9 protein-coding genes and 1 pseudogene are annotated in these 11,819 nt (G+C 67.2%); 3 read left to right on the top strand and 7 right to left on the bottom strand.

Features of this window, described 5'->3' with window-relative positions; genetic code table 11:
* Position 1: 1 nt before the first annotated feature.
* From AB0876_RS03590 to AB0876_RS03620, 7 genes and pseudogenes are all read right to left on the bottom strand, one after another.
* Entirely contained in the window at positions 2-769 is a 768-nt protein-coding gene (locus AB0876_RS03590) for an enoyl-CoA hydratase family protein (protein ID WP_526041222.1), read from the bottom strand.
* 16 nt (positions 770-785) lie between these two features.
* Positions 786-1,943 (bottom strand): acyl-CoA dehydrogenase family protein, encoded by a 1,158-nt coding sequence (locus AB0876_RS03595; RefSeq protein ID WP_491839866.1) that lies wholly within the window; start codon positions 1,941-1,943, stop codon positions 786-788.
* Positions 1,940-3,874, bottom strand: a complete 1,935-nt coding sequence (locus tag AB0876_RS03600) for an acetyl/propionyl/methylcrotonyl-CoA carboxylase subunit alpha (protein WP_526041223.1) — start codon at positions 3,872-3,874, stop codon at positions 1,940-1,942. Before AB0876_RS03600 ends, AB0876_RS03595 begins: the two co-directional genes overlap by 4 nt.
* A 97-nt stretch (positions 3,875-3,971) precedes the next feature.
* Positions 3,972-5,504: an acyl-CoA carboxylase subunit beta gene (locus AB0876_RS03605; protein ID WP_526041468.1), complete on the bottom strand. Its 1,533-nt coding sequence runs from the start codon at positions 5,502-5,504 to the stop codon at positions 3,972-3,974.
* A 59-nt stretch (positions 5,505-5,563) separates the two neighbouring features.
* Positions 5,564-6,706, bottom strand: a complete 1,143-nt coding sequence (locus AB0876_RS03610) for an acyl-CoA dehydrogenase family protein (protein ID WP_491839936.1) — start codon at positions 6,704-6,706, stop codon at positions 5,564-5,566.
* Positions 6,707-6,711: 5 nt separating this feature from the next.
* Positions 6,712-8,406 carry an acyclic terpene utilization AtuA family protein gene (locus AB0876_RS03615; protein ID WP_491839863.1) on the bottom strand — a complete coding sequence of 565 codons (1,695 nt, stop codon included), beginning with the start codon at positions 8,404-8,406 and terminating at the stop codon, positions 6,712-6,714.
* Positions 8,407-8,526: 120 nt separating this feature from the next.
* Positions 8,527-9,012: pseudogene (locus AB0876_RS03620) on the bottom strand (type IV toxin-antitoxin system AbiEi family antitoxin); the annotation flags it as partial.
* 292 nt (positions 9,013-9,304) lie between these two features.
* Here AB0876_RS03620 and rpmF point away from each other — a divergent pair.
* The 3 genes from rpmF (at position 9,305) to AB0876_RS03635 (ending at position 11,816) form a co-directional block, all read left to right on the top strand.
* Positions 9,305-9,478 (top strand): 50S ribosomal protein L32, encoded by a 174-nt coding sequence (rpmF, locus tag AB0876_RS03625; protein ID WP_044521728.1) that lies wholly within the window; start codon positions 9,305-9,307, stop codon positions 9,476-9,478.
* Positions 9,479-9,624: 146 nt separating this feature from the next.
* A complete protein-coding gene (locus tag AB0876_RS03630) occupies positions 9,625-10,311 on the top strand; it encodes a response regulator transcription factor (RefSeq protein WP_055117058.1) in 687 nt (228 codons plus the stop codon).
* Between the two features lie 41 nt (positions 10,312-10,352).
* Positions 10,353-11,816, top strand: a complete 1,464-nt coding sequence (locus AB0876_RS03635; protein ID WP_491839935.1) for a HAMP domain-containing sensor histidine kinase — start codon at positions 10,353-10,355, stop codon at positions 11,814-11,816.
* Positions 11,817-11,819 lie beyond the last annotated feature (3 nt).

Consider the following 11,819-nt stretch of genomic DNA (forward strand, 5'->3'; position numbering starts at 1 on the left):
CTCAGCCGATCCAATTGGGCGGGCGCTTCTGCAGGAACGCCATCATGCCTTCGCGGGCCTCATCGGAGACGAACAGCTGCGCCGACTGCCGCGTCAGCACTTCGGCATCTTCGTCGAACCGACGCAGGATCGAGGCCGTCGTCAACGCCTTCGACACAGCCAGGCCCTGCGGGGAACCCTTCGCGATCTCGGCGGTCAGCGCGGCCACGGCGGACTCGACGTCGTCCGCGGCCTGCGTGATCAGCCCGATTTCGGCCGCCTCGGCCGCGCCGAACTTCTCGCCGGTGACGAAGTAGCGGCCCGCTGCCCGCGGTGACATCTTGGGCAACAGCGTCAGCGAGATGATCGACGGCGCAACGCCGATACGCGCCTCGGTCAACGCGAACGTGCTCTTCGGACCGGCCACGACGAGATCGCACGCACCGATCAGGCCCATCCCACCGGCCCGCACATGCCCGTCGATCGCGCCGATCACCGGAACCGGAAGCTCCAGGATGGCCCGCAGCGTCCGGGTCATCTCCCGGGCGCGGTCTACCGCGATATCACCGGGATCCTGACCGGCGGCCTCAGCGAGATCAGCTCCTGCACAGAAGGTTCCACCGGTGTGTTCGAGGACGACCACCCGGACGCCGGGTTCGTCGGCGGCGTCGGCCAGACCCTGGTGCAACTGCTCCACCAGGGCCGTCGACAACGCATTGCGGTTGTGCGGCGAATCGAGTGTCAGGCGCGCAACGGCGCCCTGGACCCGGTAGTGGACTAAAGACGTCATCGTCGGTACGGCCCCGTCAGTAGGACCGCGGCAGACCGAGCGACGTCTGGGCGACGAAGTTCAGGATCATCTCGCGGCTCACGGGTGCGATGCGGGCCAGCTTTGACGCCGTTACCGCGGCGGCGATGCCGTACTCCTTGGTCAGGCCGTTGCCGCCGAGGGACTGGACGGCCTGATCGACCGCTCGAACCGACGCCTCACCTGCTGCGTACTTGGCCATGTTGGCAGCCTCGGCCGCACCGAAGTCGTCGCCTGCGTCATACAGCGTCGCGGCCTTCTGCATCATCAGCTTGGCCAGCTCCACCTCGATGTGGTTCTGCGCCAACGGATGTGACAGACCCTGGTGCGAGCCGATCGGAACTTTCCAGACCTGGCGGGTCTTGACATAGTCGACCGCCTTGTTGATGGCGAACCGCCCCACGCCCACCGCGCTGGCCGCACCCATGATGCGTTCGGGATTCAACCCGGCGAACAGCTGCGCGATCGCGGCGTCTTCCGAACCCACCAGGGCATCGGCCGGCAGTCGGACGTCGTCGAGAAAGACCTGGAACTGGCTCTCCGGGCTGATGATCTCCATCTCGATCTTCGTCCAGCTCAGGCCCGGGGTATCGGTCGGAATGACGAACAGTGCGGGCTTGAGGTTTCCGGTCTTGTGGTCCTCGGTCCGGCCGACGACGAGGACCGCCTGCGCCTGATCGATGCCGGAGATGAACGTCTTCTGGCCCTTGAGGATCCAGTCGCTGCCATCGCGGCGCGCGGTGGTGGTGATCCGGTGGCTGTTGGAACCCGCGTCGGGCTCGGTGATCGCGAAGGCCATGGTGATCGACCCGTCGGCGATACCGGGGATCCAGCGCTTCTTCTGTTCCTCGGTGCCGAACTTGGAGATGATCGTGCCGTTGATCGCGGGGGAGACGACCATCATCAGCAGCGCCGACCCGGCCGCCGACATCTCCTCCATCACCATGGACAGCTCGTACATGCCGGCACCACCGCCGCCGTACTCCTCGGGCAGGTTCACCCCGATGAATCCGAGTTTGCCTGCCTCGTTCCACAATTCGGTGGTGTGCTCACCGGAGCGGGCCTTCTCCAGGTAGTAGTCCTGTCCGTAGTTGGCAGCCATCGCGGCCACCGCCTGGCGCAGGGCCTTCTGCTCTTCGGTTTCGATGAAGCTCATGACTGTTCTCCTTCAGGGTTTTGCACGCGGGCAAGTACAGCGCCGACCTCGACCTGCTGGCCCGCGGCGACATTGAGTTCGGCCAGCACCCCGTCCTCGGGGGCGGCGATGGTGTGCTCCATCTTCATGGCTTCCAGCCAGATCAGCGGCTGTCCGGCGGTGACGGTATCGCCGACGGCGGCGCCGACCCGGACCACCGAACCGGGCATCGGTGCGAGCAGTGAGCCGTGCGCGACCGCGTCGTCCGGATCGGGGAAGCGCGGCACCGCGGTGAGCTGGACCGGGCCGAGCGGAGAGTCGACGAACACCTGATCGCCGTACGTCGCCACATCGAATGCCCGGTCGACACCGTTGATCGACAGCACCACGCGATCCGGTGTCGCCGACAGGAGCGAAACGCCGTCGTCGTCGGGCAACTCGACCCCGGTGCGGGTGAACCGGTAGCGCACCGGAACGTCGTCACCCGCGCCGTCGCGGTACGTGCGCGACTGATAGCCCGACGCCAGGTTGCGCCAGCCGCTTGGTGCCGCACCGAAAACCTTGGCGCTGCTGCGGTTGTGCGCGGCGTCGGCAAGTGCGGCGGCGATCGCCGAAACTGTCACCACACCAGCGTCGGCCAGTGGGGCGGCCAGGGTATCGAGGCCGTGCGTGTCGAAGAACGCCGTGTCGGTGGCCCCGTCCAGGAAGGCCGGATGCCGCAGCACGTTCACCAGCAGATCGCGGTTGGTGCGCAGACCGTGAATCCGGGTGCGGGCCAACGCATCGGCCAGCACGGTGGCGGCCTGGCGGCGGGTCGGGGCGTACGAGATGACCTTGGCCAACATGGGGTCGTAGAAGATCGAAACCACCGAGCCGTCCTCGATGCCGGTGTCGACGCGGACCTGCCCGGGGACGTCGAACCGGTGCACGGTGCCGGCCTGCGGCTGCCAGCCCTTGGCCGGATCCTCGGCGTAGAGCCGGGCCTCGATGGAAGACCCGCGTGAGGCCGGGGGTTCGGCGTCGAGGCGGCCGCCGTCGGCGACCAGGATCTGCAGCTCGACGAGGTCCAGCCCGGTGGTGGCCTCGGTGACCGGATGTTCCACCTGCAGTCGGGTGTTCATCTCCAGGAAGAAGAAGTCGCCCTTCTCGTCCGCCATGAACTCGACGGTGCCGGCGCCGGCGTAGCCGATCGCCTCGGCGGCCAGGCGCGCCGCGTCGAACAGCTTCTCCCGCATTCCCGGGGTGCGCTCGACGAGGGGAGAGGGCGCCTCCTCGATGACCTTCTGGTGACGACGCTGGATCGAGCACTCGCGCTCGCCGACCGACCACACCGTGCCGTGCGAATCGGCCAGCACCTGCACCTCGACGTGGTGTCCGGCGGCCAGGTAGCGCTCACAGAACACCGTCGGGTCACCGAACGCCGACTGTGCCTCACGCTGGGCCGCGGCCACTTCGCTTGGCAGATCCGAGAGTTCACGCACCACCCGCATGCCTCGGCCACCACCGCCGGCAGAGGCCTTCACCAGCACGGGCAGCTGATCGGCCGTCACGGTCGACGGGTCGAGTTCGGTCAGCACGGGGACGCCGGCCGCGGACATCATCTTCTTGGCCTCGATCTTGGAGCCCATGGCCTGCACGGCGTTCACCGGCGGACCGATCCACGTCAGCCCGGCGTCGATCACCGCGGCGGCGAAATCGGGGTTCTCGGAGAGGAACCCGTAACCGGGGTGAACGGCGTCGGCGCCGGAAGCCTTGGCTGCAGCGATGATCTGAGCGGAATCGAGGTAGCCGTTGTTGCCCTCCAGGCGTACCCGGGCGTCGGCCTCGGCGACATGGGGTGAGCCGGCGTCAGGATCGGTGTACACCGCGACGGTCCCGATGCCCAGGCGGCGACAGGTCTCGAAGACCCGGCGGGCAATCTCGCCGCGGTTCGCGACGAGCACTGTCTTCATTTTGATCTCTTTTCGCCGGCACTACGGTTTGTGATGGATTTCGGCCGGAATTCGTCAGAATGCGTAGTCTCGGCGCACAAGGTGGTCATGACAGGCCTCACATCCTGAAGACGCCGAAGTTCGACGTCCCCTCGATCGGGGCATTGGCGATGGCGGACAGGCACATTCCCAGCACCGTGCGGGTGTCGCGAGGATCGATCACCCCGTCGTCGTAGAGCCGGCCGGACAGGAACATCGGCAGCGACTCCGCCTCGATCTGGGCCTCGACCGCTGCCCGCAGCGCCGCGTCGGCGGCCTCGTCGACCGCCTGCCCGCGGGCCTCGGCGGCGGCGCGGCTGACGATCGAGAGCACGCCGGCAAGCTGCGTGCCGCCCATCACCGCGGACTTGGACGACGGCCAGGCGAACAGGAACCGCGGGTCATATGCGCGCCCGCACATGCCGTAGTGGCCCGCGCCGTAGGAGGCGCCGAGCAGCAGCGAGATGTGCGGCACCGTCGAATTGGACACCGCATTGATCATCATCGAGCCGTGCTTGATCATGCCGCCCTCTTCGTACTGCTTACCCACCATGTAGCCGGTGGTGTTGTGCAGGAACAGAAGTGGGGTGTCGGACCGGTTGGCCAGCTGGATGAACTGGGTGGCCTTCTGCGACTCCTCGCTGAACAGCACGCCACGGGCGTTGGCCAGGATGCCGATCGGGTAGCCGTGCAGCGTGGCCCACCCCGTCACCAGGGACGACCCGTACAACGGCTTGAACTCGTCGAAGTCCGAGCCGTCGACGATGCGGGCGATCACATCGCGCGGGTCGAACGGGATGCGCAGGTCGGCGGGAACGATGCCGATGAGCTCCTCCGGGTCGAACAGCGGCTCGACGACCGGTGCGGGAACCGGTCCCTTCTTGCGCCAGTTCAACCGAGCCACGATCCGGCGGCCGATCCGGATGGCGTCGAGCTCGTCGTTGGCCAGGTAGTCACCCAGACCCGAAGTGCGGGAGTGCATCTCGGCCCCACCCAGCGACTCGTCGTCGGACTCTTCCCCGGTGGCCATCTTGACCAGCGGCGGACCGGCCAGGAACACCTTGGAGCGTTCCTTGATCATTACCACGTGGTCGGACATGCCAGGGATGTACGCACCGCCGGCCGTCGAGTTGCCGAATACCAGCGAGATCGTGGGGATCCCCGCCGCCGACAGGCGGGTGAGGTCGCGGAACATCTGCCCGCCCGGGATGAAGATCTCCTTCTGCGTCGGCAGGTCGGCGCCGCCGGACTCGACGAGGGAGATCACCGGAAGCCGGTTCTCCATCGCGATCTGGTTGGCGCGCAAGATCTTCTTGAGGGTCCAGGGGTTGCTGGTGCCGCCCTTGACCGTCGGATCGTTGGCGACGATCAGGCACTCGACACCCTCGACGGCGCCGATGCCGCAGACGACGCTGGCGCCCACGGTGAAATCACTGCCCCACGCGGCCAACGGGCTGAGCTCCAGAAACGGTGCATCCGGATCGAGCAGCAGCTCGACGCGCTCACGGGCGGTGAGCTTGCCGCGGCCGTGATGGCGGTCGACGTACTTGGGCCCGCCACCGGCCAGGGCCTTGGCGTGCTCGGTGTCGAGCTCGGCCAGCTTGGTGGCCATCACCTCTGCGGCTTCGGTGAACCCGGGGGAGCGGGGGTCGATGGTGGACTTCAGTGTGGTCACGACTGGAACCCCAATGTCTTTGCGGCCAACGAGGTCAGGATCTCGGTGGTACCACCGCCGATGCCCAGGATGCGCATGTCACGGTACTGACGTTCGACCTCGGATTCGGCCATATAGCCCATCCCGCCGAACAACTGCACGGCTTGATTCGCCACCCACTCGCCGGTCTCGACCGCGGTGTTCTTGGCGAAGCACACCTCGGTGATCAGATTGTCTTCACCGGCGAGCTGGCGCTCGACCACATGGCGCGTGTAGATCCGGGCCACATCGATCCGGCGGGCCATCTCGGACAGCGTGTTCTGCACCGACTGCCGGGCGATCAGTGGCTTGCCGAATGTCTCGCGGTCGCGGCACCACTGCACGGTCAGGTCCAGGCAGCGCTGCGCACTGGCATAGGCCTGCACGGCCAGGCCCACCCGCTCGGAGACGAACGCCGCGGCGATCTGCAGGAAGCCGGAGTTCTCCGCGCCGATCAGGTTGGCCACCGGCACCCGCACGTCGCTGTAGGACAGCTCGGCGGTATCGCTTGAACGCCAACCCATCTTGTCCAGCTTGCGGGTGACCTCAAAGCCCGGGGTGTTCTTGTCCACCACGATCAGTGAGACGCCTGCCGCGCCCGGTCCGCCGGTGCGCGACGCCGTGACGACGTAATCCGCGCGGACACCCGAGGTGATGTAGGTCTTGGCGCCGTTGAGGATGTAGTCATCGCCGTCTCGAACTGCGCGGGTGGTGAGGTGCCCGACGTCGGAGCCGCCGCCGGGTTCGGTGATGGCCAACGACCCGATGAGATCCCCGCGCAGCGTGGGCTTCACATAGGTCTCGATCAGCCGCTCGTCACCCGAGGCGATCATGTGGGGCACCGCGATACCGCAGGTGAACAGCGAGGCGAACACGCCGCCGGGCGAGCCGGCGTAATGCATTTCCTCGCAGATGATCAACGCGTCGGCCCCGTCGCCGCCGCCACCGCCGACGGACTCGGGGAAATTGGCTCCGAGCAGTCCGGCCTCGCCGGCCTTGCGGTGCAGCTCGCGCGGGAGTTCGCCGGTGCGTTCCCATTCGGCGGCGTGGGGCAGCACCTCACGCTCGGCGAAACTACGCACCGTCTTGCGCAGCGATTCGCGTTCGGGGGTATTCCAGATGCCGGTCACAGCAACCTTTCCGGGATATCGAGATGACGGCTGCGCAACCATTCGCCCAGCCCTTTGGCCTGTGGATCGAACCGGGCCTGATATGCGACGCCCTGGCCGAGGATGCCTTCGATCACAAAGTTCACGGCCCGCAGATTGGGCAGCAGATGCCGGCTGACCGGAAGATCGGCTGTCTCGGGCAGCAGTTCACGAAGCCGCTCGACCGTCAGGGCGTGGGCCAGCCAGCGCCACTGCTCGTCGGTCCGCACCCAGACCCCGACGTTGGCCGACCCGCCCTTGTCGCCGCTGCGCGCGCCTGCGATCGTGCCGAGTGCGGCGCGCCGGGTGGGGCCTGCGGGGAGTTCCTCGGGCAGGGCTGGGTCGGAAACCGGTGCCAGCGCAAGTGTTTCGGCGGCCGGAGCGATGCCGATCCGGGTGCCGTCGGGATGCACGGCGATGTGCGGAACCTCGGTGGCGTCGACATAGCCGGGTACGAACACGCCGTATATCTGACCGTCGCCGGGCGGCGCCGTGGTGGTGAAGCCCGGGTAGCTCGCCAGCGCGAGTTCCACTCCTGCCGCCGAGAATTGGCGGCCGACGAGGTTGGGGTCGGGGTCACGGACCACACAGTGCAGCAGGGCGCTGGCGGCTTCCTCGGTATCGGCGTCGGGATGGTCGGTGCGGGCCAGGTTCCACTCCAGCTCGGCCGGCCGGACCTTGATCCCGGCCTCCAACTGGCTGCGGATCAGCTGCGCCTTGGCCTCGATGTCCAGGCCGGTCAACACGAAGGTGGCCGCGTTGCGGAAGCCGCCGATGCTGTTGCACGACACCTTGAGCGTCGGGGGCGGCGCCTCGCCGGTCACGTTGGAAATTCGAACGCGGTCTTCGCCGTCCTGACTCAACTGCACCGAGTCCACCCGCAGCGTCACATCCGGATTGGCGTAGCGGGCGCCGGTGATCTCGTAGAGCAGCTGCGCGGTGACCGTGCCGACGCTGACCTGCCCGCCGGTGCCGGCGTGTTTGGTGATCACCGAAGAGCCGTCGGCGGAGATCTCGGCGATGGGGAACCCGGGCCGGGCCAGATCTGGGATTTCGGAGAAGAACGAGTAGTTGCCACCGGTGGCCTGGGTGCCGCACTCGATCACGTGACCGGCGGCCACCGCCCCGGCGAGTGCGTCGTAATCGGTGGTTTTCCAACCGAAGTGCGCGGCCGCGGGCCCGACGATCACCGACGCGTCCGTCACCCGGCCGGTGACCACGACGTCGGCGCCGGAATTCAGGCAGTCGACGATGCCCCACGCGCCCAGGTAGGCATTGGCGGCGAGGGGAGTGCCGAGGCCGAGTTCGGAAGCGCGACCCACGAGGTCGTCGCCCTCGACGTGGGCGACGTTGACGTCGAGACCCAGCCGCTCGGCCAGGGCCCGGATGGCGACGGCCAGTCCCGCGGGGTTCAGCCCGCCGGCGTTGGCCACGATCTTCACGCCCTTCTCCAGTGCCAGCCCCAGTGACTGCTCGAGCTGGGTCAGGAAGGTCTTGGCGTAGCCGCGCTCGGGATTCTTGGCCCGGTCACGGGCCAGGATCAGCATGGTGAGCTCGGCGAGATAATCACCGGTCAGATAGTCCAGCTCCCCGCCGGCGAGCATGTCGTGCATGGCAGACAGCCGGTCGCCGTAGAACCCCGAACAGTTGCCGATCCGTACTACTGGTGGCACACGTACTCCCGTCAACGCTGAAAGGGACCAACCAACCGGTAGGTTAGCGGGTACCGCCGGTACCACGTCAAGGGGTGTCCGGCCCGGGGTCCACCCACCAGATTGCATCCAGGGACGGAATCAAGCGGCGATTTGTCCCTGAACGCAGTCTGGATGCCAGCCGCGGCTGCGCAGCGCCTGCTCGACCCGCGCGAGGACGTCGACGATGTTGTCCTCGGCGATCACGCGGATGACGATCCAGCCCATGGCCTCCAGCTTCCGTAGGGTCTTCTGGTCCTGCACATAACGCCTGCGGTCCGACTGGTGGAAGATGCCGTCGTCGGCGGTGACCTGGAGTGTCCACGCCAAAGCGTCGATGCGGGCGACGGCGTCATCGCGTGGGAGGTGACGGCCCAGGTCGAACGCCGTCCGCACCGGTGTGGTCACCGGCAGTCCGACCACTCGTTTGATCTCGTCGTCGGCGAGCGTCTCGTTGCGCACGATCAATCCGCTGGGTGGGCGGCCGTTGCGCCAGATGAGTTCGATCGGGATGTCGGCATCGACGTAGGAAGCCCCGTGCAGCGCGGATGCGGCGAACCCGGCGATCACCTTCGGCCAACGCTTCGCTGCCGATGAACACCCTTGCCACCGCCGTCATTGCGGCATGCTCGCACCCCACACCGACATGCCATCGAGATTGAGGTGAGGGACAGAACCGGCCCGTTGTTGTCCCTGACATCAATCTCGGCGGAAGGGACGCGGAGCGCTCGGTGTAACGGCCGCGGAGCGCTCGGCGCAGGGCCGTGGAGCTGCGTTTTGGAGGAGCGCCAGGTCAACCGTTACTCTGTACCTAATCGTCGCCGCCGGTGAGCTCATTTCGATTCGCGCGGCAACAACCCAGAGCAAGGAGATGCACGTCATGGCTGTGCCCAAGCGCAGAATGTCGCGCGCGAACACCCGTAGCCGGCGCGCGCAGTGGAAGGCCGAGGCCACCGGTCTCGTCGGCGTCAGCGTCGCCGGTCAGCAGCACAAGGTGCCGCGCCGTCTGCTCAAGGCCGCCCGTCTCGGTCTGGTCGACCTCGACAAGCGCTAGACCCGCAAGCACTTACTCAAAAAGCGCTATCGCTTGCGATAGCGCTTTTTGTCGTGCTCAGGGTTGTTCGGGGCTCACAAAAACCCTCGGCGAATTCGCGGCGCGCCTCTCAGCCCACTCTCAGATAGCGGGTTGAAACTGTGGCTGTGCGCATACTTGTCGTGGACGACGATCGCGCTGTGCGCGAATCCCTGCGCCGGTCGCTTTCTTTCAACGGATATTCGGTCGAGCTCGCCCAAGATGGGGTCGAAGCGCTCGAGGCGATTTCCAATGACCGGCCCGACGCTGTGGTTTTGGACGTGATGATGCCGCGGCTGGACGGCCTGGAGGTGTGCCGGCAGCTCCGTAGCACCGGCGACGACCTGCCGATCCTGGTGCTGACGGCCCGCGACTCGGTCTCTGAGCGGGTCGCCGGGTTGGACGCCGGCGCGGATGACTACCTGCCCAAGCCGTTTGCGCTCGAGGAGCTGCTGGCGCGGATGCGGGCGTTGCTGCGCCGGACCGTCAGCGACGACGGCGCCGATTCGCAGAAGATGTCGTTCTCGGACCTGACCCTGGACCCGGTGACCCGCGAGGTGACCCGCGGCCAGCGTCAGATCAGCCTCACCCGCACCGAGTTCTCGCTGCTGGAAATGCTCATCGCCAACCCCCGCCGGGTGCTCACCCGCAGCCGCATCCTCGAAGAGGTCTGGGGCTTCGACTTCCCGACCTCCGGCAATGCGCTTGAGGTCTACATCGGCTACCTGCGGCGCAAGACCGAGGCCGAAGGCGAGATTCGACTGATCCACACCGTGCGCGGCGTCGGCTATGTGCTGCGCGAAACACCCCCCTGATTTTGATGGCGCTGAACGACAACGACGGTCGCACTACCCCGATGTACATTGGGCGGCCCGCAGCCGTCCTACGAAACACCAGCTCACTGTCATTGCGCTGGCGCGTGATGATGCTGGCGATGTCGATGGTGGCCATGGTGGTCGTGCTGATGGCCGTCGCCGTCTACGCCGTGGTGTCCCGCGCGCTCTACGACGATCTCGACAACCAGCTGCACAGCCGCGCCCGGCTGCTCATCGAGAGCGGATCGCTGGCGGCCGACCCCGGCAAGGCAATCGAGGGCACCGCGTACTCCGATGTCAACGCGATGCTGGTGATCCCGGGCCGGTCCATCTACACGGCCAACCAGCAGGGCCAGATGCTGCCGCTGGGCAAGGCCGAGAAGGATGTCATCTCGGGCGAGCTGCTGATGTCCCTGCGCACCGCCAACCACCAGCGGGTGCTCGCGGTGCACCTGGCCAACGGCAGTTCCCTGCTGATCTCGAAGAGCCTGGCGCCCACTGTCCAAGTGCTGAGACGTCTGGGCACGGTGCTGCTCATCGTCGGAGGTGTCGGCGTGGCAGTGGCGGCCATGGCCGGTGGAGCGGTGGCGCGAGCCGGGCTCAGACCGGTGGGCAGACTCACCGAAGCCGCGGAGCGGGTGGCCCGCACCGACGACCTGCGGCCCATCCCGGTGGTCGGCAGCGACGAGCTCGCTCGGCTCACCGAGGCGTTCAACATGATGTTGCGGGCGCTGGCCGAATCGAGGGAACGGCAGTCCCGGCTGGTCTCCGACGCCGGGCATGAGCTGAGAACGCCGCTGACCTCGCTGCGCACCAATGTCGAACTGTTGATGGCCTCGCAGGCGCCTGGGGCGCCGCCCCTGCCCAGAGACGAGATGGACGGGCTACAGCAGGACGTGATCGCCCAGATCGAGGAGCTCTCCACCCTGGTCGGCGACCTCGTCGACCTCACCCGCGACGATGCGGGCGGCATCACCCCGGAACCGGTCGACATGTCCGAGGTCGTCGACCGCAGCCTGGAGCGGGTCCGGCGGCGTCGCAATGACATCGACTTCGACGTCGATGTCATCGGCTGGCAGGTGTTCGGCGATGCACCCGGACTCGGCCGCGCCGTGCTCAACCTGCTCGACAACGCCGCCAAGTGGAGTCCGGCCGGTGGGCGCGTCGGTGTCCGGTTGCGCCAGATCGATCCGACACACGCCGAGCTGGTGGTCTCCGATCACGGGCCCGGTATCCCTCCGCAGGAACGCGCGCTGGTGTTCGAGCGGTTCTACCGATCCGATGCGGCCAGGGCGATGCCGGGATCCGGCCTCGGATTGGCTATCGTCCAGCAGGTGGTGCTCAAGCACGGCGGCGCCCTGCACATCGACGAGACCGTGCCGGGTGGCACCCCACCGGGGGCTTCGTTTCACATGGTGCTGCCAGGGCAGCCGATCTCGAATGCCGATGCGACACACGTGCACCCGGTCGGTGGTGGGCACACCGTCGGCGCGGAGAAAAAGTGAGAC

It is taken from the genome of Mycobacterium sp. NPDC049093 (assembly GCF_040704635.1).
GTDB lineage: Bacteria > Actinomycetota > Actinomycetes > Mycobacteriales > Mycobacteriaceae > Mycobacterium.

Excerpts from the sequence above, each read along its gene's own strand:
- AB0876_RS03605 (WP_526041468.1), bottom strand. The coding sequence starts at position 5,504 with ATGGCCACCAAGCTGGCCGAGCTCGACACCGAGCACGCCAAGGCCCTG.
- AB0876_RS03595 (WP_491839866.1), bottom strand. The coding sequence starts at position 1,943 with ATGAGCTTCATCGAAACCGAAGAGCAGAAGGCCCTGCGCCAGGCGGTG.
- AB0876_RS03635 (WP_491839935.1), top strand. The coding sequence starts at position 10,353 with ATGTACATTGGGCGGCCCGCAGCCGTCCTACGAAACACCAGCTCACTG.
- rpmF (WP_044521728.1), top strand. The coding sequence starts at position 9,305 with ATGGCTGTGCCCAAGCGCAGAATGTCGCGCGCGAACACCCGTAGCCGG.
- AB0876_RS03590 (WP_526041222.1), bottom strand. The coding sequence starts at position 769 with ATGACGTCTTTAGTCCACTACCGGGTCCAGGGCGCCGTTGCGCGCCTG.
- AB0876_RS03600 (WP_526041223.1), bottom strand. The coding sequence starts at position 3,874 with ATGAAGACAGTGCTCGTCGCGAACCGCGGCGAGATTGCCCGCCGGGTC.